A 21237-nucleotide genomic window follows, 5' to 3' on the forward strand; every position below is an offset into this window, starting at 1 on the left:
AAAGCTGCGCTAGAAGACCCTCAAGTTAGCGCTAACGGCGCTTAAGATGCAGACAGCAACAGGAACAGGTGCCCCATGGTTTCACGTGTCATCCCAGTGGATCCTTTCGATCTGGTCATATTCGGCGGAACCGGCGATCTGGCCCGGCGGAAGATCCTTCCCGGCTTGTTCCGTCGATTCTGTTCAGGGCAAATGCCCGAAAATGCGCAAATCATTGGCGCGGCGCGGACCGAAATGGACGACGCCGGATTCCGCGACATGGTCGCCGAGGCAATCCGCGAATTCGGCGGTGGGCGCGCCTGCGAGGATGGCACGCTGGATCAGTTCCTCAAACACATCTCTTACGAGGCGGTCGACGCCAAGGGCGACGGCGGTTGGGAGGCACTCAAGGGGCGGTTGCGTGATGGCATGATCCGGGCGTTCTATTTCTCGGTCGGGCCAAGCCTGTTTGGCGATCTGGCAGAGCGCCTGCGCCATTTCGGACTTGCAGACGACGAAAGCCGTGTGGTTGTCGAAAAACCTTTTGGGCATGACCTGAAAACCGCCAAGGCGCTGAACGCCACGCTGGCCCAGCATTTCGATGAGCACCAGATTTACCGGATCGACCACTATCTTGGTAAAGAAACGGTGCAGAACCTGATGGCTGTGCGCTTTGGCAACGTGTTGTTTGAACCGCTGTGGAATTCGCAATACGTCGATCACATTCAGATCACCGTCGCCGAAACGGTGGGCGTCGGCGGTCGGGGGGGCTATTACGACAAATCGGGTGCCATGCGCGATATGGTGCAAAACCACTTGATGCAGCTGCTTTGCCTGATCGCGATGGAGCCGCCCGCGCGGTTTGAGCCGGATTCGGTACGCGACGAAAAGCTCAAGGTGATCCGGGCGCTGGATCCGGTTCTGCCGCATCACATCGTGCGCGGCCAGTATGACCGCGACGGCGACGCGCCGGGATACCGCGAAGATGCGGGCGATCCACGCTCGACCACCGAGAGCTTTATTGCGTTGAAGTGCCATGTGTCGAACTGGCGGTGGGCAGGCACGCCGATCTACCTTCGCACCGGGAAAAAGCTGCGCGCGCGCGCCAGCGAGATTGCCGTGGTCTTCAAGGATGCGCCGCATTCGATCTTTGGCGCGGATGCGGGACGGCACCGCAATATCCTGACGATTCGCCTGCAGCCCAACGAAGGTATGGAACTGGGCGTTACCATCAAGGAACCGGGGCCGGGCGGGATGCGCCTGCTCGATGTGCCGTTGGATATGAGCTTTGCCGATGCGCTGGGGGCGGATGCCGAAGAGGTGCCCGACGCCTATGAGCGGCTGATCATGGATGTGATCCGCGGCAACCAGACGCTGTTCATGCGCGGCGACGAGGTCGAGGCGGCCTGGGCCTGGACAGATCCGATCATCGAAGGCTGGCAGTCGCGCGGCGAAGTGCCCAAACCCTATGACGTTGGCAGCTCTGGTCCGGATGATAGCCTGATGCTGATGCATCGCGATGGCAGGAAATGGCGAGACATTCGAACATGAGCTATGAATTCATCGAATATGCCGATCGGGACATGCTGGCCATCGATCTGGCCAACCTTATTGCGGGCGAGTTGCGCGCGGCGCTGAGACACGAAGAGCGTGCGGCGCTTGCGGTACCTGGGGGCACGTCTCCCGGGCCGGTGTTTGACGATCTATGCGCGGCCAGTCTGGATTGGGACCGGGTTGACGTGGTTCTGACGGATGAACGCTGGGTGCCCGAAGATCACGGGCGATCCAACACGCGGTTGCTGCGCCAGCGCCTGTTGGTCGATCGTGCGGCGCAGGCCGGATACCTGCCGCTTTACGCCCCCGCCGAAACGCCGGAACAGGCGTTGGAGGATCTGGCGAAACCCATTGCCGAACAGATGCCCTTGGCGGTTGTATTGCTGGGGATGGGGGCAGATATGCACACCGCGTCGCTGTTTCCGGGGGCCGACAGACTGGCCGAAGCGCTTGATCCGCATGCGCCGGTTCTTTTGCCCATGCGCGCGCCTGGCGCCCCTGAACCGCGCATTACCCTTACGGCGCCGGTGCTGGATGGCGCCTTATGCAAACACGTGCTGATCTTTGGCGCTGACAAACGCGCGGCGCTTGAGGCGGCACGAGGTAAACCGGCGCTTGAGGCGCCAATCAATGCGGTGCTTTCGGGCGCCAAGGTCCATTGGGCGGAGTGACGGATATGTTTGAAACACTGAAACAAATGGCCTCCAAGATCGCGGATTGCCGGATTGAGGCCCTGTTTGATGATGCAGGCCGCGCCGGGGCGTTCAGCCTGAACGGCTTGGGCATGCTGTTTGATTATTCCAAGACGCAACTGGATGACAATATCCGGGCGGCCCTTTTGGAACTTGCCGAAAACGCAGGTGTTGCTGCCCGCCGGGACGCCATGTTCGCCGGACAAAAGATCAATGAGACCGAGGGCCGGGCGGTTCTGCACACCGCGCTGCGCAATCTGGATGCCGCGCCGGTTCTGGTCGATGGGCAGGACGTCATGCCCGAGGTGCTGGCAACGCTAGGCCGGATGGAAACATTGGCCAAGGAGTTGCGTGCCTCGAATGTCGCGGATGTTGTCAACATCGGGATTGGCGGCTCTGACCTTGGGCCGGCTATGGCGGTGCTGGCGCTGGCGCCCTATCACGACGGGCCGAACTGCCATTTCGTATCCAACGTGGATGGCGCGGATATTGCTGACACATTGGCAAAGTGCGACCCCGAGCGCACGGTCTTTATCGTTGCGTCCAAGACCTTTACCACCATCGAGACGATGACCAATGCCGCCAGTGCCAAGGCTTGGCTGGCGGGCAAGGGCGTGTCCGACGACGGCAAGTTCATTGCCTTGTCCTCGAACGTTGAAAAGGCGGGCGAGTTCGGCATCCCGGCAGACCGCGTGTTCGGCTTCGAAGATTGGGTCGGCGGGCGCTATTCCATGTGGGGGCCGATTGGCCTGTCCGTAATGATCGCCGTTGGCCCCGAAGGCTTCCGGGCGTTCCTGAGCGGCGGACAGGCGATGGACCGGCATTTTCAGACCGCGCCGCTGGCGGAAAACATGCCGGTTTTGCTGGCTCTGGTTGGCATCTGGCACAATCAGGTGCTGGGCCACGCGACGCGCGCAGTACTGCCCTACGACAACCGACTTTCCCGTCTGCCTGCCTATCTGCAGCAGCTTGAAATGGAGAGCAACGGCAAGGGCGTCAGCATGGACGGCGTCGATCTTCCTTACAACTCGGGACCCGTTGTCTGGGGCGAGCCTGGCACCAATGGTCAGCACGCCTTTTACCAGTTGATCCATCAAGGCACGCGTGTGGTACCTTGCGAATTCATGGTGGCCGCGTCGGGGCATGAGGTCGATCTGAAGCATCACCACCAGCTTTTGATTGCCAACTGCCTTGCGCAGTCCGAGGCACTGATGCGTGGCCGCGATCTCGATGAAGCGCGAGGCAAGGTGGCGGGCAAGTTCGAGGGCGATGAACTGGAACGGCAGGCGCGGCACCGGGTTTTCCCCGGCAACCGCCCTTCGACCACGCTGATCTATCCCAAGCTCGACCCCGAGACGCTGGGCAAGATCATTGCACTTTATGAACACCGGGTGTTCGTCGAGGGGGTGATCCTGAACATCAACTCTTACGATCAATGGGGCGTCGAGCTGGGCAAAGAACTGGCGACCGCGCTTGGACCGTTGGTCAGCGGCGATGCTCCGGCAGATGGCAAAGATGGATCGACCGCGCAACTGATTGACTTTGTGCATAAAAACGCAGGGTAATTGCCCAGCAGGCCGCAAGACGTGAAAACCTGCAAGGGTTTCAGGTCCTTGCTTTGTTACAAAGACGCGCCCGGGCAATCGCTCGGGCGTTTTCATTTCCGTGGGATATCAAATCCGGGCGCAGCCAATTCGAACCCTTCGAACTGAAATCCCGGCGAGACGGTGCATCCGACCAATGTCCAGTCGCCACGGCTTTGCGCGGCTTGCCAGTGGTGCGCCGGAACAATCAGTTGCGGGCGCGCGCCGCTCATGAGGTCGGGGCCAAGCACCAGATCCCGGCGCGGACCTGCCTCGGTTTCCGCCAGCGACAAGGTCAGTGGCGCACCCGTGTAATAGTGCCAGATCTCAGCCGCATCGACGCGGTGCCAATGGCTGCGTTCATCGCCTTTCAGCAAGAAATAGATACAGGTGCCCGAGGCGCGCTTGTCATTGCTGTCCTCGATCCAGGTCTGGCGGTAATGGCCACCTTCTGGGTGCGGCTTCAGGCCCAAAAGGTCAATGATCTTATCGGCTTGGGTCTGCACCGTACGCTCCGCTCAACTTTGGTTAATCCCGCCACACGATTCTATGCCCTCGCAAAACCGCTTCGAGCAGGAGGCATGAGATGGCACAAAGCGTACGGCATATGGCCGAAGAAATCGTCGCCCGCGAGGGCGGATATGTCAACGACCCCGACGATCCGGGCGGGGCGACGAAATACGGTGTGACGATCCACACCATGCGTCGGCTTGGGTTGGATCTGACCGGCGACGGGCGGGTCACGGCGGAAGATGTCAAACGGCTGACCAGCGCGCAGGCGGTCGAGATTTTCCTGCAGCACTATTTTCTCAGACCGCGCATTGCGGAATTGCCCGAACCTTTGCACGCGACGGTCTTTGACATGTATGTGAACGCGGGCGCCAATGCCGTGAAGATCCTTCAGCGCCTGTTGAACCAAATGGGCGAACAGGTCAGCGTAGATGGCGCCATCGGGCCAAAGACGATTGCCGCCTGCGCCCGTGCCTACGCCAACGCGCCGGGGCATATGGTGGATGCCTATGGCATTGCCCGCCGCAACTATTACTTCGGGATCGCGGACCGTCGCCCGGCCTCGCGCAAATATGCGCGTACGCGTGCCGGGGGCAAAGGCGGATGGATCAAGCGCGCAGAAGAGTTCATCGCCCGCAAGTACCACATGTCGGACGCCGAGTTCGCCGCACGGGTGGCATCATGGGGGTGATTGAGAAACTGTTTGGCGTGCTCTTTGGGTCAGGCCGTAACGTGGTTGCCGAAACCGCCGAGGTCTTTCGGGTGAATGCGGAAAACGATGCCGAGCGGGGATTGTCTTTGCGCTCGGCGGCGCTGAACCAGTTCGGGCAAGAGTTCCGGATCGTGCAACGGGGATGGTTTGACCGGTTGATGGATGCGCTGAACCGGGTGCCGCGACCGGCGATGGCCCTTGGCACCTTGGGGCTGTTCATCGCGGCCATGGTCGATCCGGTCTGGTTCGCGGCACGCATGGCGGGGATCGCCCTTGTGCCCGAACCCTTGTGGTGGCTGCTTGGCGCAATTGTCAGCTTCTATTTCGGCGCGCGCCATCAGGCCAAGGGACAGGAGTTCCAGCGCGAAGTCGCGACGACCATCGCGGCCGTCCCGCAAGTGGTTCAGACCGTGCGGCAGGTCGAAGCCATGCGCGACATCAGCCCCGAGGCGACGCCTGATGAGACGGATTTGGGGCAGGGCGACAACCCGGCATTGGCCGATTGGCGCGCACTGCGCTGAGCCCAAGATATTCGATTGCGACAATGTGATCGCCGGGCCGGGTCAATTCTGATTGGCCCGGCTTGTTTGTGGCCCTATAAAGAAAGCATGGTTACAGAACTCGGACATTTCGCCCTGATCCTCGCTTTTTTTGTCGCGATGGTGCAGATGATCGTGCCCTTGGTGGGGGCGCACAAACGCTGGCCGGCTTGGATGGCCGTCGGGGAACCTGCGGCGACAGCCCAGTTTCTATTGGTGGCGCTGGCCTTTGCCTCGTTGACCTACGCCTTTGTTACCTCGGATTTTTCGTTGCGGCTGGTTTACATGAACAGCCATTCGGCCAAGCCGATGCTGTACAAAGTGAGCGGCGTCTGGGGAAACCACGAAGGCTCGATGCTTCTGTGGGCGCTGATTCTGAGTCTCTTTGGCGCCATGGCGGCATGGTTTGGCGGTAATCTTCCGCCGAGTCTGCGGGCAAGGGTGCTGGCGGTGCAGGCCTCGATCGGGGTGGCCTTTCTTGCCTTCACGATCTTCACCTCCAACCCGTTTACGCGGATGGGGGTCGCGCCCTTTGACGGGACGGATCTGAACCCGCTTTTGCAAGACCCCGGTCTCGCCTTTCATCCACCGTTCCTTTATCTCGGCTACGTCGGCCTCAGTATCTGCTTCAGCTTTGCCGTTGCCGCGCTGATCGAAGGTCGGGTCGATGCCGCTTGGGCGCGCTGGGTGCGGCCCTGGACCTTGGCGGCGTGGGTCTTTCTGACCATCGGCATCGCGCTGGGGTCCTGGTGGGCCTATTACGAGCTTGGCTGGGGCGGCTTCTGGTTCTGGGACCCGGTGGAAAACGCCTCGTTCATGCCTTGGCTGTTCGCCGCCGCGTTGCTGCATTCGGCCATTGTGGTGGAAAAACGCGAGGCTCTGAAAAGCTGGACGGTGCTGCTGGCCATCCTCGCCTTTGGGTTTTCGCTGATCGGCACCTTTATCGTGCGCTCCGGGGTTCTGACTTCGGTGCACGCCTTCGCCAATGACCCGGAACGCGGGCTGTTCATCCTTGCCATCCTGTTCTTCTTTACCGGCGGGGCGCTGACGCTGTTCGCCGCCCGCGCAAGCGTGATGGAGGCCAAGGGTGTCTTCGGGATCGTCAGCCGGGAATCGGCCTTGGTGGCGAACAACATCCTTCTGGCGGTTTCCTCATTCGTCATCTTTGTCGGTACGCTTTGGCCGCTGGTGGCGGAAATGGCCTTTGGTCGCAAACTTTCGGTCGGGGCGCCGTTTTTCAACATGGCCTTCCCTCCCTTCATGGTGATGCTCGGGCTGCTGATGCCGATCGGGGCGATGATCGGCTGGAAACGCGGCAAGGTTGGCCGTGTCCTGAAAATGTTGGTGCCGGCCTTTGTTCTGGCGGTCGCCGTCATGGGGCTGGTGTGGGCCATGCAGGCTGACAAGACGCTGCTGGGGCCAGTCGGGGCCTTCCTTGGAACGTGGCTGGTTGCGGGCTCCGCAACCGATCTTCTGTCGCGTACCGGAAAATCCCGCGATTTCCGCAGGCTTCTTCGCCTGCCGCGCGCGGAATGGGGCAAAGCGGTGGCGCATGGCGGTCTGGGGATCACCATGCTTGGGATCGCTGGCCTGACCGCGTGGGACCAAGAAGATATCCGCGTTGCCCAAATCAACGAACCCTACACCGTCGGCGCCTTTGAGATCGAATTGGTCGATGTTCAACGCGTTCAGGGGCCCAACTGGTTTGCGACCCGTGGTGAGTTGATCGTGCGTCAGGACGGCGCTGAAGTTGCGCGGCTTTTCCCGGAAAAGCGCAACTACCCGGTGGCCAAGATGCCGACCACCGAAGCGGCCATCGACTATCGCTTTATGCGTGATGTCTATCTGGTGATCGGTGACAGTCAGGACGACGGCGGTTGGGTCATACGGACCTACATCAAACCGCTGGCGAACTGGATTTGGGGCGGCTGTCTGCTGATGGCCTTTGGCGGTATGCTCAGCCTGTCTGACCGTCGCTACCGCGTGGCGGCAGGGGCGCGCAAATCGGCACCTGTGCAAGGGGTTCCGGCGGAATGAGCATCGTGGCCGTGTGGCGGGGGAAAACCGCGCCTTTGATCCTTGGGCTGGTGCTGGCCTTGGTCGGAACCATCGCCTTGGCGGTTCAGCCGGACGAGATGCTGGACGATCCGGCGCAAGAGGCGCGGGCGCGCGAGATTTCGGCCGGTCTGCGCTGTCTGGTCTGCCAGAACGAAAGCATTGACGAAAGCAACGCGACACTGGCCCGCGATCTTCGCCTGCTGGTGCGCGAACGGATTGTTGCCGGGGACAGCAACGAAGAGGTCGTGGCCTTTATCGTCGATCGCTATGGCGAGTTTGTTCTGCTCAAACCAACGTCCGGCGGGTGGAACTGGCTGCTTTGGGCCTCGGGGCCGATCCTGTTTGTCTTTGCCCTGATCATGGCAGCCTTCTATCTTCGCCGTCGTGCCTCGGCGCCTGCACCCACAGAGGTTGGGCTGAGCGATGACGAGCGCAAGCGTCTGGAAGAAATCCTCAAGAGCTGAGGTTGATGATCGACGCTATGGGCGGAATATGTCCGTTCTCGAAAAATTGGCCAATTTCCCTGTAATCAAACGATGCGCGTCCCGCGAAGGGGTTTGACGCGGCGTTTCGCTTTGCCTTTCCGGGGGGTGCGGTATTTCATGGCGCAAACACAGGAGCGAGGCCTTTCATGCAATATGATACGATTACCTATGATCTGCGCGATGACATTGCGATCGTCACGCTGAACCGCCCCGATGTGATGAACGCGCTGAACACTCAGATGCGGGCCGAGCTGACCGATGCAGTGGCGCGCGCAGGCAAGGCGGCCCGGGTTGTCGTTCTGACGGGAAATGGGCCGGCCTTCTGTTCCGGGCAAGATCTGGGCGATGGCGGCTCGGCGGTCAGCCTCGATCTGGAGCGGGTGCTGCGCGACGAATACGTGCCAATGCTGCGCGCCATCGTCGATTGTCCGGTACCGGTGATCTGCGCTGTAAACGGCGCAGCGGCCGGGGCAGGGGCGAATCTGGCCTTGGTCGCGGATGTGGTCATCGCCACCGAGAGCGCCTTTTTCATGCAGGCCTTTACCAGAATCGGCCTGATCCCCGATGCCGGGGGCACATGGGCCTTGCCGCGCCAGATGGGGCTTGCCAAGGCCATGGGCGCGGCCCTGTTCGCTGACCGGATCAGCGCGCGGCAGGCGGATGACTGGGGCATGATCTGGGAGGCCGTGCCTGACGCGGGTTTTGAGGCGCATTGGCGTGCCCGCGCCGCGCATCTGGCCAAGGGGCCGACTGTGGCCTACCAGCACCTCAAGCAGGCGCTGCGAGGGTCATTTGAAAACGATCTGGATGCGCAACTAGCCATCGAAGCCAGGCTTCAGGGCGACTGCGGCAAGACACGCGATTTCAAAGAAGGTGTCATGGCCTTTCTGGAAAAGCGCCCAGCAAGTTACGAAGGCCGTTGATCCCACCACAGGTTAGGAAACAAGAAAGGCCCGGTCGTGTGACCGGGCCTTTTGCTTGGAATGGGCTGGCGATCAGCGGTTTTCGATGTCCTGATAATCGCGCTCCGTCTCGCCCATGTACAGCTGACGGGGGCGGCCGATTTTGTGAGCCGGATCTTCCAGCTGTTCTTTCCACTGCGACACCCAACCGACGGTGCGCGACAGCGCAAAGATCGGGGTGAACATCGAGGTTGGGAAGCCCATCGCCTCGAGAATGACACCGGAATAGAAGTCGACGTTCGGGAACAGCTTTTTCTCGGCGAAATAGGGGTCGGCGAGGGCCTGCTGTTCCAGTTCCTTCGCGGTGGCGAGGATCGGGTTGTTATGAACGCCCAGCAGATCCAACACTTCGTCGGCGGACTGTTTCATCACCGTCGCGCGCGGGTCGAAGTTCTTGTAGACGCGGTGACCAAAGCCCATCAGGCGGAACGGATCATCCTTGTCCTTGGCGCGGGCGATATACTCGGGGATGCGCTCCGGGCTGCCGATTTCCTTGAGCATTTCAAGGCAGGCCTGGTTCGCACCACCATGTGCCGGGCCCCAAAGGCAGGCAATGCCAGCGGCAATACAGGCAAAGGGGTTGGCACCAGAGGACGAGGCCAAACGCACCGTCGAGGTCGAGGCGTTCTGTTCGTGATCGGCGTGCAGGGTAAAGATCCGGTCCATCGCGCGGGCGAGGATCGGGTTCACATGGTATTCCTCGGCCGGAACGGCAAAGCACATGTGCAGGAAGTTCGCCGCGTAATCGAGATCGTTGCGCGGATACACGAAGGGCTGACCGATCGAGTATTTATAGGCCATCGCGGCGATCGTCGGCATCTTGGCGATCAGGCGGTGGCTGGCAATCTCGCGCTGGCGTTCATCGCTGATGTCCGTCGAGTCGTGATAGAAAGCCGACATCGCGCCAACAACACCCACCATGGTCGCCATCGGATGCGCATCGCGGCGGAACCCGCGGAAGAAGTTGTGCATCTGTTCGTGGATCATCGTGTGACGGGTGATCGTCTGCTCGAACTCCTCAAGCTCTTCGGCTTTGGGCAGATAGCCGTACAGCAGCAGGAAGCAAACTTCGAGGTAATGCGATTTCTCAGCCAGTTGGTCGATCGGATAACCGCGGTGCAGCAGCTCGCCCTTGTCACCGTCAATGAAGGTGATGGTGCTGTCGCAGCTCGCGGTCGAGGTAAAACCCGGGTCGTAGGTGAAGACGCCGGCCTGACCATAGAGCTTGCGAATGTCGATGACGTCCGGCCCGGCAGTGGGCGAGTGCATCGGCAGCTCAAAGCTGTTGCCATCAATGGTGAGTGTCGCGGTTTTTGAGTTTTCAGCCATGCATATCATCCCTTCGTATACGGTAAAGCAGGGGCCGGCTGGCCCGTGCTGATCTAGTTCACATGGCCGTCCGGGGGGACGCGTAACGCTCAGTCCCCGGTTCCAGCCGCTTCGAGACGGGCAAGGCTTTCGTCCCGGCCCAGTACGAGCATCATGTCAAAGACGCTCGGGGTAACTGCCCGGCCTGCAAGGGCGGCGCGCAGCGGCCCGGCAAGCTTTCCAAACTTGGTCCCTTGATCTTCGGCAAAGCGGTTCAAAACCGCTTCCAGATCATCTCGCGTCCAGCTAGCATTTTGCAAGTGCGGCGTCAATGTGCTCAGTATACCACGGGATACCGCATCAAGGTTCTTTGCTGCTTTCTCATCCGGCTCAAGCGGGCGACTGGCAAGGATAAAGTGTGCCTTTTCAATAAGCTCTGGAAATGTCTTCGCGCGTTCTTTAAGGCAATACATGCCCCGCGACAGGCCGTCGCGTTGCGCATCGGTCAAGGGTTCGGCCCCCGTCACGTCCAGAAATGCCTCCAGTTCTTGCAGCAGTGCAGCATCCTCGGCTGTGGTAATGTGCTGTCCACAGAGATTTTCCAGTTTCTTGAAATCGAACCGGGCGGGTGATTTGCCGATTCCTTCCAGATTGAACCACTCCTTTGCCTGAGCATCGGTAAAGAATTCGTCATCGCCGTGGCTCCAACCCAGCCGCGCGAGATAATTGCGCATCCCCGCCGCCGGGTAACCCAAAGCCTGATATTCTTCGACACCCAGCGCGCCGTGGCGCTTGGACAGCTTTTTGCCGTCGGGGCCGTGGATCAGCGGGATATGCGCCCAGACCGGAATGTCCCAGCCCATGGCGGTATAGATGCCCATCTGGCGCGCCGCGTTGTTCAGGTGGTCATCGCCCCGGATCACATGGGTCACGCCCATGTCATGGTCATCGACCACCACCGCCAGCATGTAGACCGGCGAGCCGTCGCTGCGCAGCAGGATCATGTCGTCCAGCTGGTCGTTGCGGATCGTCACGCGGCCCTGCACCTGATCCTCGATCACCGTCTCGCCGTCCTGCGGGGTCTTGAGGCGGATGGCATAGGGCGCTTCCGGGTGCGTCGCCGGATCGGCATCGCGCCATGGACTTTGAAAAAGGGTCGAGCGTTTTTCGGCGCGCGCGGCTTCGCGGAAGGCTTCGATTTCTTCCTGAGTCGAAAAACATTTGTAGGCCGCGCCTTTGTTCAGAAGCTCCAGCGCCACGTCGCGATGACGCTCGGCGCCAGCGGCTTGACTGACCACCTCACCGTCATGGTCCAGACCCAGCCATTCCATCCCCTTGAGGATCGCCGCCGTCGCTTCTGGGGTCGAGCGTGCCAGATCGGTGTCTTCGATCCGCAGCAGGAACTTGCCGCCACGGCCTCGGGCGAAAAGCCAGTTGAACAAGGCGGTCCGAGCGCCGCCAATGTGCAGATACCCGGTGGGCGAGGGGGCAAAGCGGGTTACGACGTCGGTCATCTTGGTTAACCTTTTGATAACGGTGGCGAGGATAGCTTGGGCCGTTCCTTAAACACCCCCTGTGCGCGGGGCAAGCTATGGCCGGGTTCTTTTCATGGCCGCAAAGCGTGATCCTCGCGCAGCGCGGCTTTCTGTTTCCTTGGTCCCCGGTCTGTCTGGCCGTGGGAATCGGTGGCTATTTTGCCCTGCGGGTCGAACCGCCGCTGCCGCTTTTGTGGCTGTGCCTTGGGCTCGGGATGGCGAGCTTTCTGGCGATGCGTTGGGCAGGGGCGGTTCTGGGGCCGCTGGTTCTGGCGCTTGCACTGATCGCGGCGGGCTTTGGCCTTGCCGGTTTACGGGCCAACTGGGTGTCGGGGCCCGTGCTGGACTTTCGCTACTACGGCCCGATCGAAGGGCGCATCGTCGGCATTGATCGCTCGGCCTCGGATGCTTTGCGGCTGACGCTGGATCGGGTGGTTCTGGAACGCATGGCGCCGGAAAAGACCCCCAAGAGGGTGCGCGTTTCCTTGCATGGCGATCAAGGGTTTCTGGACCCCCAGCCCGGTGCAGTGGTGATCCTGACGGGCCACCTGTCGGCCCCTGGCGGCGCGGTCGAGCCGGGCGGTTTCGATTTCAAGCGGCACGCATGGTTCCTGCGTTTGGGCGGGATCGGCTATACCCGCACGCCCGCCTTGTTGCTTGAGCCTCCGGGCGCGGGGCAAAAGATCTTCAAGGCGCGCATGTGGCTGTCCGCCCGCGTTCAGGCCGGGCTGCAGGGCGAGGCCGGAGCCTTTGCCGCAGCGGTGATGACCGGGGACCGTTCGGGCATGAGCAAAGCCACCCTGCAAGCCCTGCGCGACACTAATCTGGCGCATCTTCTGGCAATCTCGGGGCTGCACATGGGGTTGCTGGCGGGATTTGTCTTTTCGCTGCTGCGCTTTGGTCTCTTGTTGCATCCGGTGCCCCGCCACAGATGGCCGGTCAAGAAACTGGCGGCGTTCGGTGCCCTGATCGCCGCCTTCGGCTATCTGCTGCTGTCAGGGGGCAATGTCGCGACCGAACGGGCCTTTATCATGGCGGCCACGGCGCTGAGCGCGCTGATGCTGGACCGCCGAGCGATCAGCCTGCGGGCCGTTGCCATGGCGGCGCTGATCGTTCTGATCCTGCACCCGCAGGCACTGGTCAGCCCCGGGTTTCAGATGTCCTTTGCGGCCACCACAGCCCTTGTCGCGGTGTTCGAGCGGGTCAGCCAATCCAAAGCCAGCCGCGATTGGCCGCGCTGGACCGGACCTGTGCTGTCACTGGTCCTGTCCTCAGCCATCGCCGGGTTGGCGACCGCCCCGGTCGGGATGGCGCATTTCAACCAAGCCTCGACCTACGGTCTGATCGCCAACCTTGTCTCGGTGCCGGTGATGGGGGTGCTGGTGGTGCCGATGGGGGTGGCGGCTGTCTTGTTGATGCCCTTTGGGCTGGAACATCTTGCGCTGGCGGTCATGGGGCTGGGGCTCGACTGGATCCTGCTGGTGGCCGGGCAGGTGGCCGGATGGTCCGGGGCGGTACGGCCAGTGGTGGCCCCGGCGCCTTGGGTCTTGCCGGTCATCGCGCTTGGCGGATTGATCCTGTGCCTCTGGCAGGGGCGCGGGCGTCTGGTCGGAGTGGTCCCCATGGCGCTTGCCGTGGCGATTTGGACCCAGACCGAGCGCCCGGCGCTGCTGATCGCCGACAGCGGCACGCTGGTGGGGGTGATGACCGATGAGGGGAGAGCCCTTTCGCGCGCCAAAGGCTCGGGCTTTATCGCTGAGACCTGGCTTGAAAACGACGGGCGCGGCGGCTCGCAAGCTTTGGCGGCCAGCCGTTGGCCGCAGGCGCAGGATCGTATAGCGCGGGCGCAGATCGGACCGCTTGAGGTGGTTCACCTGCAAGGCAAGAGGGCCGCGCGCAGTTTTACCCGTTGCACCAAGGATCAGATCGTCATCGCCAGCGCCGAGACGTCGCCAAGCGGGCCATGCCAGATGTTTGATACAGCACGGCTGAAGCGTACCGGGTCGGTCGCGGTCTGGCTGCGGGACGACGGGCCGGAACTGAAAACGGCGGCCGAAGTTTCGGGCCGCCGTCTGTGGCATGGGGTGTCAAAGCCCGTGCGATTGGCGCAGCGCGCTCAGTAGGTGCGGATCAACCCGACCAGTTTGCCCTGAACACTGACCGCCCCTTTGGGCAGAACGCGCGGCTCATAGGCGGGATTCGCAGCTTCGAGAACGATCATGTCGCCATTGCGCCGAAACCGCTTCAGCGTGGCCTCGTAGCCTTCGACCTGGGCCACGACGATGTCACCTTCCTCAGCGGTGCCGGTTTCGCGGATCACCACGACATCGCCATCGTTGATGCCCGCGTCGATCATGGAATCGCCTTTGACCTCAAGCGCATAGTGCCGGCCTGCGCCTTTCACCATCTGTCCGGGAACGGCGATAGAGGGGGGCGCGTCGTTGATTGCCTCAATCGGGACACCGGCGGCGATCCGGCCCATGATAGGCAGGTCGGCCACCTCGCCGCGCTCGATCATCTGGGCATTGGCGGGCGTGGCATTTGGGCGGTCGCCTTCGATCACCCGAGGGGTAAAGCCCGCGGGGCGGCCCCCAAGGCTTTCGGGCAGTTTCACGATCTCGATGGCGCGGGCGCGATGCGCCAGACGGCGAATAAAGCCACGCTCTTCCAAGGCGGTGATCAGCCGGTGAATGCCGGATTTGGACCGCAGATCCAACGCGTCTTTCATTTCGTCAAAACTTGGCGGGACACCGTCGCGCGCCATGCGTTTGTTGATGAAATCCAACAGGTCGAGTTGTTTCTTGGTCAGCATGCCCAGCGTCCCCCAAAAAGGTGTTTGTTAACTTTTGTTCTAGTCATGTTCTTGTTTTGTGTCAACACGACTGTGGATAACCCATGTCTCTGGCATGAGTTTCCATTCAATTTGGTTAAATTTGTTCTAACGCTAGAGCGGGATGAATTGCACCGTGTCGCCGGCGTTGCGGGCAGGATCACGGACGGGGCGCACCACAAGGGCATTGGCCGCCCCCAATACGCTCAGCAGCGAGGAATCCTGCCGATCAAAGGCGCGCAGGCCGTCAGAGGTCAGAACAGCGCGCATGTAATGTTCGCGCGGGCCATTGGGGGGCAGCGGCGCGGCCAACGGGGCGGTCTTTCGGCCTGCTGGCGCGGCACCAAGGCCCAGCATCGCGCGGACCACCGGGGCGACAAAGACATGCCCGCACACCATGGCCGAAACCGGATTTCCGGGCAGCCCGATCATCATCGCGCGGTCCAGACGGCCCGACATCAAGGGTTTGCCGGGGCGCATGGCGACCTTGTAAAAGGCGCGTTGCATGCCCAGTTCCTCGGCCACGGGAGCCACCAGATCGTGATCGCCAACCGAGGCGCCGCCAATGGTGATCACCAGATCCGCGTCGTCAATCAACGCCAGCACAGTCTTGAGTGAGGCTGCGTTGTCCCGCGCAATCGGCAACAGCCGTGGCTCGGCGCCAAGTTCGCGCAGCAGGGCGTGCAGGCCCATGGTATTCGACGCGATGATCTGATCGGGTCCGGGGGCTTCGCCGGGCATGACAAGCTCATCGCCGGTCGAGATCAGCGCCACCACCGGACGGCGCGCCACCGGGACCTTTGCGATGTTCATCGACGCCAGAAGGGCAATGTCGTTTGGCGTCAGGACGCGCGGCGCCGAGATCTGGCTTCCGGCCTGAAAATCATTGCCTGCGGGGCGGATATTATCGCTTTCATCAAGGCGCTCGCCAATGGTGATCTGATCGGCCGTGCGCGTCACATCCTCTTGGATCACCACGCGGGTGGCGCCGGGCGGCACCGGCGCGCCGGTAAAGATGCGCACAGCTTCACCTGGACCGACCGCACCGTCAAAGCGATGCCCCGCGGCGCTTTCGCCGATCACGCACAACACGTCACCGGGTGCAGCCTGCGCCACCGCATAACCGTCCATCGCCGAGGCGGCAAAGGGGGGTTGATCGCGGGTCGAGGCGACATCCCGTGCCAAGACCCGGCCATAGGCCTGCAAAAGCGGAACCTCTTCAACGCCAGTCGGTTGGGCAAGGGCGAAAAGTTGATCGAGGGCTTCGGCGACCGTGATCATGTCGCCTCGTACCGGCCGGATTTGCCGCCATCTTTCAGCAGCACGCGAATGCCGCCGATCTCCATGGATTTGTCCGCCGCCTTGACCATGTCATAGACCGTCAATGCGGCGGTGCTGACGGCCGTCAACGCCTCCATTTCCACGCCGGTCTGGCCCGTGGTCTTGACCGTGGCTTCGATCTGAAGGCCGGGCAGATCCGGGTCGGCGCTCAGGTCAACGGTGACCTTGGTGATCGGCAGAGGGTGGCATAGGGGGATCAGTTCGGGCGTCTTCTTGGCCCCCATGATGCCCGCAAGGCGCGCAACGCCAATGACGTCGCCCTTTTTCGCGCGCCCCTCGGTGATCAGGGCAAAGGTCTCGGGCGCCATCCGGACCCAGCCTGCTGCCGTGGCGATCCGAGAAGTCACGGCTTTGTCGGACACGTCCACCATATGCGCGTTGCCCTGCGCATCGAAATGGGTCAACCCGCTCATGCCGGCACCGGGTTTTTCAGCAGCGTTCGGGTGGCCTCTGCGACGTTTTCCTTACGCATCAGGCTTTCGCCGATGAGAAAGGCGCGGGCGCCGCACGCGGCCATGTCCGCGAGGTCTGCCGGGGTGTTGAGGCCGGATTCGGAGATCAGGAAGCGATCCTGCGGCACCCGTTTGGACAATGTGCGCGTCGTCTCAAGCGTGGTCTCGAAGGTCTTGAGATTGCGGTTGTTTACTCCGATCAACGGGCTTTTCAACGCCAGCGCACGATCGAGTTCGTCGCCGTCGTGCACTTCGATCAGCGCATCCATGCCCCAGCCGAATGCGGCGTCTTCCAGCTCTGCTGCCTGTGCGTCCGAAACGCTGGCCATGATGATCAGAATACAGTCGGCCCCCAGCGCGCGCGCCTCGGCGACCTGATAGGTGTCGTACATGAAATCCTTGCGCAGCGCGGGCATCTGCGTGGCCGTGCGCGCCTGAACCAGAAAATCCTTCGCGCCCTGAAAGGACGGCGTGTCGGTCAGGACCGACAAGCAGGTCGCGCCGCCGTCTTCATAGGCCTTGGCCAGCTTGGCCGGTTCGAAATCGGCGCGGATCAGCCCTTTGGAGGGCGAGGCTTTCTTGACCTCGGAGATCAAACCGTAGCCGGATTTCGCAGCCTCCATGAGCGCCTTGGAAAAGGGGCGGATCGGCGGCGCCGCTTTGGCGGAGGCTTCGACTTCGGACAGCGGGCGGGCGGCCTTGTCGGCGGCCACTTCCTCAAGTTTGTAGGCTTTGATCTTGTCGAGGATGGTCTGCGTCATGGTGTCGTCCAATTGATGGGCCTGTCCCCATTGGCTTTAAGCCAGTCGTTCACGCGGGAAAAGGGGCGCGAGCCGAAAAAGCCGCGCCGGGCAGAGAGCGGGGAGGGATGGGCGCTGCGCAGGATCAGATGGTCAGACCCTTTGATATGCGTTTCATAGCTTTGCGCGGGCTTGCCCCAGAGAACAAAGGCGCGCGGGCGATCGGAAAGATGCGTCAGCACCTCTTGCGTCAGGGTTTTCCACCCAAGTTTGGCGTGGCCGTTTGCGTCGCCCGCCGGAACGCTCAGGCAGGTGTTGAGCAAAAGCACGCCCTGCGCGGCCCAAAAGTGCAGATCGCCGCTCGGCGGACAGGCACCCAGATCGTCGACCAATTCCTTGTAGATGTTGTTCAGGGATCGCGGCAGGGGCCTGACGTCTGGCTCGACTGAGAACGCCAACCCATGCGCATGACCTGGGGTCGGGTAGGGGTCTTGCCCAAGGATGACGACGCGGACCTCGGCGGGCGCGCAGGCCTCCAACGCGGCAAAGCGTTGGGATTCGGGGGGCAGGATCTGCCGGGTGTCGCCCGCGATGGCGGCACTGAGTGCGGGCCAGTCGCGGGTGAAAAAGGGCAGATTGGCCCAGGCTTTGGGCGGCTGGCTCACACCTCTTGCGTGGCTTTTGCCAGCGCCTTGACCTTGGCCAATGCGCTGCCGCTGTCGATGCTTTCACGCGCGACTTCAACACCTTGGCGCAGGTCGCTCGCCTTGCCTGCAATGGTCAGGGCCGCCGCCGAATTCAGCAGAACCGCGTCGCGATAGGCCGATTTTGCACCCTCTAGAAGCGCGGCGAAAGCCTTGCCGTTTTCTTCCGGCGTGCCGCCAAGGATTGCCTCAAAGGGATGCTGCGGCAGGCCCGCGTCTTCGGGGTGCAACTCGCTCTCGTGAATCGAGCCGTCCTCCTCAAGCGCGGCCACCCAACTGACACCGGCGATCGACAGCTCATCGGTGCCGTCCGAGCCGTGCACAAGCCAGGCGCGTTCGCTGCCAAGCTGGCCCAGCGTTTCGGCCATCGGGCGGATCAGATCGCGGGTAAATGCGCCGGTCAACTGACGTTTTACGCCAGCAGGATTGGTGAGCGGGCCGAGAATGTTGAAGATGGTGCGCGTGCCAAGTTCCGCCCGAACCGGGCCGACATGGGCCATGGCCGGGTGATGCATCGGCGCCATCATGAAACAGATGCCGACCTCTTTCAGCGCCTTTTCCACCACATCGGGACCAACCATGACGTTGATCCCCATCTGGCTCAGCGCATCTGCCGCGCCGGACTTGGACGACAGGTTGCGATTGCCGTGCTTGGCCACGGGCACACCGGCGCCCGCCACCACAAAGGCCGTCGCCGTCGAGATGTTCAGCGTACCTTTGCCATCGCCGCCCGTGCCAACGATGTCTATGGCGCCTTCGGGCGCAGCGACCTTGTTGCATTTGGCGCGCATTACGGCGGCGGCGGCAGAATATTCATCCACGGTCTCACCGCGCGTGCGCAGAGCCATCAGGAACCCGCCGATCTGCGCGGGCGAGGCCTGGCCTTCGAACAGCACTGTAAAGGCGCTCTCGGCCTCGGCGCGAGACAGGGGGCGGTCGGCGGCGGCGCCAATCAAAGGTTTGATGTCGTCGCTCATGCCGGCACCTTTGTCATATCCAGAAAGTTTTGCAGCAGCGCATGACCATGCTCCGACGCGATGGATTCGGGATGGAACTGCACGCCCTCGATGGGCAGGCTTTCGTGGCGCAGCCCCATGATGGTGCCATCCTCCAGCTCGGCCGTGACCTTCAAGCATGTGGGCAGATCACTGCGCCGCACCACGAGCGAATGGTAGCGCGTCGCCTTGAGCGGCGAGGGCAGGCCCTTGAACACGCCTTCGCCCTTGTGGTGCATCTCGCCCATCTTGCCATGCACGATCTCACTATGGCGCACCACGGTGCCGCCAAAGGCCTGACCAATCGTCTGATGCCCAAGGCACACGCCAAGTAGCGGCACTTTCGCCTCGGCGGCGGCATGGGTCAGCGCCAGACAAATCCCGGCCTGATCCGGATCGCAGGGGCCGGGGGACAGGACAATACCCGCCGGATTCAGCGCCATGGCCTGCTGGACATCGATGGCATCGTTCCGCCAGACCTGCACATCTGCGCCCAACTCGCCAAGATAATGCACGAGGTTGTAGGTAAAACTGTCATAATTGTCGATCAACAGCAGCATGGGTCTCTCTCAGGGCTGGCGGCTCGGGGCTTGGTCGCGGTATACATGCGCAGGCGGGCCCGGTGGCGTCAAGTGCACCGACGGCAAGAGGCCCGCAGCAGGCAAGGCAAAAAAGGCAAAGGGCAGGACATGGCACGCGGATTTGTGATGGGGGCAATCTGGGGCACCGTTGTTGCGGGGCTTGGCGCCGGGGCGATGTCGATCGCGCTGGGAACGCCGGTCAATGCGCCAAAGCCGATGCCTGATGTGCCCGAAGTTAAGGAAACTGCCGCGCCGCCGGTCGAAGCCCCAGCCCCAGCACCAGCTGCTGCGCCCAAGCTCGCGCCTCAGCCCGAACCCGAGGCCAAACCGGCCCCCGAGCCCAAGCCAGTCGCGCAAATGTCTGCCGAACCGGCGAAACCTGGGCGGCGACCCGATCCCGAAACAGACGTTGATCTGCCTGAACAGGCAGCGCCCGCGCTCGATACCCCCGACGCCCCGGCGCAGATTGGGGCCGATACCGAACCGCTGGCCGCCCCGCAGGTCGGCGCCGCGCCGCAGGCTCTGGAAACCACCGCAGAAGGGCAGAGCGCAAGGGTCGCAGTCAGCACTGATGCCCCTGTCATGCCCGCCGCCCAGGCCGATGCACCGGGTATGCCCGCGCCCGAGCAAGACCTTTCGATCTCCACGGATCCCGCGCAGCCTCCGATGCCCGATGTTCCGCAGGCCGAAACCGCCCTTGTCGCCGATGAGCCAGTTCCCGCGACGAACGCCGAAGCAGCGCCGGAACCGGTCGTGGAAACCCAGTCCGAATCCGAAGAAAGCACCGCTACCGAAGACGAAGCTACTGCCGCCGAGTCGGCCGGGCTCGGCACGCCGGCCGGCACGCTGACAGACCGCGATCCGGCAGTGCCGCAGGGCCGTCTGCCCACGATCGGCGGGGATGACACCGCTCAAACCGCCGAAAGCGCCGCAGTGGAATCCGAAACGGCCACCTTGACCGACGAAAGCCCGCTGGTTCGGTTTGCGACCAAGGTGGATGCCGCCGCCGATCTGCCTCGCATGGCCATTGTCCTGATCGACGACGGCAGCGGCCCGCTTGGCCCCGAAGCGCTTGAAGCCTTTCCCTTCCCGGTGACCTTCGCCATTGCTCCGTCGCATCCAGACCCGGCCAAGACCGCCGCCGCCTACCGCGAGCTTGGGTTCGAGGTCATGGCGCTGGCCGATGTGCCCGAAGGCGCGCAGGCCTCTGACGTCGAGGTGATCCTGGCGGGAACGCTGGACACTGTTCCGCAGGCGATTGGCCTGCTCGAAGATCCAGACGGCAACGGCATTCAGAGCAGCCGTGCGATCTCGACACAGGTATCGGCCTATCTGGCAGCCTCTGGCCATGGTCTCGTGACCCTGCCCAAGGGTCTGAACACGGCGCAGCAACTTGCCGCCAAAGAGGGAGTGCCCTCTGCTACCCTGTTCCGCGACTTCGATGGCGAAGGCCAAGACGCCCGCGTCATTCGCCGCTTTCTTGATCAGGCGGCCTTCCGGTCGCGGCAGGAAGGGGCAGTCATCATGCTTGGCCGTTTGCGGGCTGATACCGTTTCGGCGCTCGTGCTCTGGGGGCTTCAGGACCGCGCGTCCTCGGTCGCTCTGGTCCCGGTATCCCTGGTGCTGCAGGAGGCGGCCGAGCAATAGATCTGGCCGTATTTCACGGATCCCAAAATA

Annotated in this window: 20 protein-coding genes; 10 read left to right on the forward strand and 10 right to left on the reverse strand. The window is 62.4% G+C overall.

What is annotated here, in order from left to right; translation table 11 throughout:
- Positions 1-75: 75 nt before the first annotated feature.
- From zwf to pgi, 3 genes are read left to right on the forward strand one after another with little or no spacing between them, the layout of a single operon-like run.
- Complete coding sequence (zwf, locus tag ACOYQJ_RS01165; RefSeq protein ID WP_422904161.1) at positions 76-1530, forward strand: glucose-6-phosphate dehydrogenase; 1455 nt, start codon at positions 76-78, stop codon at positions 1528-1530.
- Positions 1527-2204, forward strand: coding sequence for a 6-phosphogluconolactonase (gene pgl, locus ACOYQJ_RS01170; protein ID WP_422904162.1), 678 nt, complete (start codon positions 1527-1529; stop codon positions 2202-2204). Before zwf ends, pgl begins: the two co-directional genes overlap by 4 nt.
- Positions 2205-2209: 5 nt before the next feature.
- Complete coding sequence (pgi, locus tag ACOYQJ_RS01175; protein ID WP_422904163.1) at positions 2210-3790, forward strand: glucose-6-phosphate isomerase; 1581 nt, start codon at positions 2210-2212, stop codon at positions 3788-3790.
- 92 nt (positions 3791-3882) lie between these two features.
- Here the strand turns inward: pgi and ACOYQJ_RS01180 are convergent, their stop codons facing one another.
- Complete coding sequence (locus tag ACOYQJ_RS01180; RefSeq protein WP_422904164.1) at positions 3883-4314, reverse strand: cupin domain-containing protein; 432 nt, start codon at positions 4312-4314, stop codon at positions 3883-3885.
- Positions 4315-4394: 80 nt separating this feature from the next.
- Here ACOYQJ_RS01180 and ACOYQJ_RS01185 point away from each other — a divergent pair, with 80 nt between their 5' ends.
- From ACOYQJ_RS01185 to ACOYQJ_RS01205, 5 genes are all read left to right on the forward strand, one after another.
- A complete protein-coding gene (locus ACOYQJ_RS01185) occupies positions 4395-5009 on the forward strand; it encodes a holin-associated N-acetylmuramidase (RefSeq protein WP_422904165.1) in 615 nt (204 codons plus the stop codon).
- Positions 5000-5551 (forward strand): holin family protein, encoded by a 552-nt coding sequence (locus ACOYQJ_RS01190; RefSeq protein WP_422904166.1) that lies wholly within the window; start codon positions 5000-5002, stop codon positions 5549-5551. Before ACOYQJ_RS01185 ends, ACOYQJ_RS01190 begins: the two co-directional genes overlap by 10 nt.
- 87 nt (positions 5552-5638) lie before the next feature.
- Positions 5639-7606, forward strand: coding sequence for a heme lyase CcmF/NrfE family subunit (locus tag ACOYQJ_RS01195; protein WP_422904167.1), 1968 nt, complete (start codon positions 5639-5641; stop codon positions 7604-7606).
- Entirely contained in the window at positions 7603-8091 is a 489-nt protein-coding gene (locus ACOYQJ_RS01200) for a cytochrome c-type biogenesis protein (protein WP_422904168.1), read from the forward strand. The genes ACOYQJ_RS01195 and ACOYQJ_RS01200 overlap by 4 nt, the downstream gene beginning before the upstream one ends.
- A gap of 167 nt (positions 8092-8258) precedes the next feature.
- On the forward strand, positions 8259-9035 hold the full coding sequence (locus ACOYQJ_RS01205) for an enoyl-CoA hydratase-related protein (protein WP_422904169.1): 777 nt from the start codon (positions 8259-8261) through the stop codon (positions 9033-9035).
- Positions 9036-9107: 72 nt separating this feature from the next.
- On the opposite strand, the gene gltA is transcribed toward ACOYQJ_RS01205, so the two are convergent.
- Complete coding sequence (gltA, locus tag ACOYQJ_RS01210; RefSeq protein WP_422904170.1) at positions 9108-10403, reverse strand: citrate synthase; 1296 nt, start codon at positions 10401-10403, stop codon at positions 9108-9110.
- A gap of 89 nt (positions 10404-10492) precedes the next feature.
- Entirely contained in the window at positions 10493-11896 is a 1404-nt protein-coding gene (gene gltX, locus ACOYQJ_RS01215; protein WP_422904171.1) for a glutamate--tRNA ligase, read from the reverse strand.
- Positions 11897-11973: 77 nt separating this feature from the next.
- On the opposite strand from gltX, the gene ACOYQJ_RS01220 reads away from it, so the two are divergent.
- On the forward strand, positions 11974-14040 hold the full coding sequence (locus ACOYQJ_RS01220; RefSeq protein WP_422904172.1) for a ComEC/Rec2 family competence protein: 2067 nt from the start codon (positions 11974-11976) through the stop codon (positions 14038-14040).
- Here the strand turns inward: ACOYQJ_RS01220 and lexA are convergent.
- The 7 genes from lexA to ACOYQJ_RS01255 all read right to left on the reverse strand — a co-directional run bounded on the left by lexA (position 14034) and on the right by ACOYQJ_RS01255 (position 19539).
- Complete coding sequence (gene lexA, locus ACOYQJ_RS01225; protein ID WP_422904173.1) at positions 14034-14729, reverse strand: transcriptional repressor LexA; 696 nt, start codon at positions 14727-14729, stop codon at positions 14034-14036. The genes ACOYQJ_RS01220 and lexA overlap by 7 nt on opposite strands.
- 132 nt (positions 14730-14861) lie before the next feature.
- Complete coding sequence (locus ACOYQJ_RS01230) at positions 14862-16028, reverse strand: molybdopterin molybdotransferase MoeA (RefSeq protein ID WP_422904174.1); 1167 nt, start codon at positions 16026-16028, stop codon at positions 14862-14864.
- Positions 16025-16501 carry a cyclic pyranopterin monophosphate synthase MoaC gene (gene moaC / locus ACOYQJ_RS01235; protein ID WP_422904175.1) on the reverse strand — a complete coding sequence of 159 codons (477 nt, stop codon included), beginning with the start codon at positions 16499-16501 and terminating at the stop codon, positions 16025-16027. Before moaC ends, ACOYQJ_RS01230 begins: the two co-directional genes overlap by 4 nt.
- Positions 16498-17301 (reverse strand): indole-3-glycerol phosphate synthase TrpC, encoded by an 804-nt coding sequence (gene trpC / locus ACOYQJ_RS01240; RefSeq protein ID WP_422904176.1) that lies wholly within the window; start codon positions 17299-17301, stop codon positions 16498-16500. The genes moaC and trpC overlap by 4 nt, the downstream gene beginning before the upstream one ends.
- Positions 17298-17945: a uracil-DNA glycosylase gene (locus ACOYQJ_RS01245; RefSeq protein WP_422904177.1), complete on the reverse strand. Its 648-nt coding sequence runs from the start codon at positions 17943-17945 to the stop codon at positions 17298-17300. The genes trpC and ACOYQJ_RS01245 overlap by 4 nt, the downstream gene beginning before the upstream one ends.
- Positions 17942-18961, reverse strand: coding sequence for an anthranilate phosphoribosyltransferase (trpD, locus tag ACOYQJ_RS01250; protein ID WP_422904178.1), 1020 nt, complete (start codon positions 18959-18961; stop codon positions 17942-17944). Before trpD ends, ACOYQJ_RS01245 begins: the two co-directional genes overlap by 4 nt.
- Positions 18958-19539 carry an anthranilate synthase component II gene (locus ACOYQJ_RS01255; RefSeq protein WP_422904179.1) on the reverse strand — a complete coding sequence of 194 codons (582 nt, stop codon included), beginning with the start codon at positions 19537-19539 and terminating at the stop codon, positions 18958-18960. The genes trpD and ACOYQJ_RS01255 overlap by 4 nt, the downstream gene beginning before the upstream one ends.
- Before the next feature lie 129 nt (positions 19540-19668).
- Here ACOYQJ_RS01255 and ACOYQJ_RS01260 point away from each other — a divergent pair, with 129 nt between their 5' ends.
- The gene (locus ACOYQJ_RS01260) at positions 19669-21207 is read left to right on the forward strand and encodes a divergent polysaccharide deacetylase family protein (protein WP_422904180.1); all 1539 of its coding nucleotides are present in this window, start codon (positions 19669-19671) and stop codon (positions 21205-21207) included.
- Positions 21208-21237: the final 30 nt, after the last annotated feature.

It is taken from the genome of Pacificoceanicola algae, from assembly GCF_049341065.1.
Taxonomy (GTDB): Bacteria; Pseudomonadota; Alphaproteobacteria; order Rhodobacterales; family Rhodobacteraceae; genus Pacificoceanicola.

What these genes read in the sequence shown, in the direction of transcription:
- zwf (WP_422904161.1), top strand. Translation starts at nt 76, where the DNA reads ATGGTTTCACGTGTCATCCCAGTGGATCCTTTCGATCTGGTCATATTC.
- pgl (WP_422904162.1), top strand. Translation starts at nt 1,527, where the DNA reads ATGAGCTATGAATTCATCGAATATGCCGATCGGGACATGCTGGCCATC.
- pgi (WP_422904163.1), top strand. Translation starts at nt 2,210, where the DNA reads ATGTTTGAAACACTGAAACAAATGGCCTCCAAGATCGCGGATTGCCGG.
- ACOYQJ_RS01185 (WP_422904165.1), top strand. Translation starts at nt 4,395, where the DNA reads ATGGCACAAAGCGTACGGCATATGGCCGAAGAAATCGTCGCCCGCGAG.
- ACOYQJ_RS01190 (WP_422904166.1), top strand. Translation starts at nt 5,000, where the DNA reads ATGGGGGTGATTGAGAAACTGTTTGGCGTGCTCTTTGGGTCAGGCCGT.
- ACOYQJ_RS01195 (WP_422904167.1), top strand. Translation starts at nt 5,639, where the DNA reads ATGGTTACAGAACTCGGACATTTCGCCCTGATCCTCGCTTTTTTTGTC.
- ACOYQJ_RS01200 (WP_422904168.1), top strand. Translation starts at nt 7,603, where the DNA reads ATGAGCATCGTGGCCGTGTGGCGGGGGAAAACCGCGCCTTTGATCCTT.
- ACOYQJ_RS01205 (WP_422904169.1), top strand. Translation starts at nt 8,259, where the DNA reads ATGCAATATGATACGATTACCTATGATCTGCGCGATGACATTGCGATC.
- gltA (WP_422904170.1), bottom strand. Translation starts at nt 10,403, where the DNA reads ATGGCTGAAAACTCAAAAACCGCGACACTCACCATTGATGGCAACAGC.
- gltX (WP_422904171.1), bottom strand. Translation starts at nt 11,896, where the DNA reads ATGACCGACGTCGTAACCCGCTTTGCCCCCTCGCCCACCGGGTATCTG.
- ACOYQJ_RS01220 (WP_422904172.1), top strand. Translation starts at nt 11,974, where the DNA reads ATGGCCGGGTTCTTTTCATGGCCGCAAAGCGTGATCCTCGCGCAGCGC.
- lexA (WP_422904173.1), bottom strand. Translation starts at nt 14,729, where the DNA reads ATGCTGACCAAGAAACAACTCGACCTGTTGGATTTCATCAACAAACGC.
- ACOYQJ_RS01230 (WP_422904174.1), bottom strand. Translation starts at nt 16,028, where the DNA reads ATGATCACGGTCGCCGAAGCCCTCGATCAACTTTTCGCCCTTGCCCAA.
- moaC (WP_422904175.1), bottom strand. Translation starts at nt 16,501, where the DNA reads ATGAGCGGGTTGACCCATTTCGATGCGCAGGGCAACGCGCATATGGTG.
- trpC (WP_422904176.1), bottom strand. Translation starts at nt 17,301, where the DNA reads ATGACGCAGACCATCCTCGACAAGATCAAAGCCTACAAACTTGAGGAA.
- trpD (WP_422904178.1), bottom strand. Translation starts at nt 18,961, where the DNA reads ATGAGCGACGACATCAAACCTTTGATTGGCGCCGCCGCCGACCGCCCC.
- ACOYQJ_RS01255 (WP_422904179.1), bottom strand. Translation starts at nt 19,539, where the DNA reads ATGCTGCTGTTGATCGACAATTATGACAGTTTTACCTACAACCTCGTG.
- ACOYQJ_RS01260 (WP_422904180.1), top strand. Translation starts at nt 19,669, where the DNA reads ATGGCACGCGGATTTGTGATGGGGGCAATCTGGGGCACCGTTGTTGCG.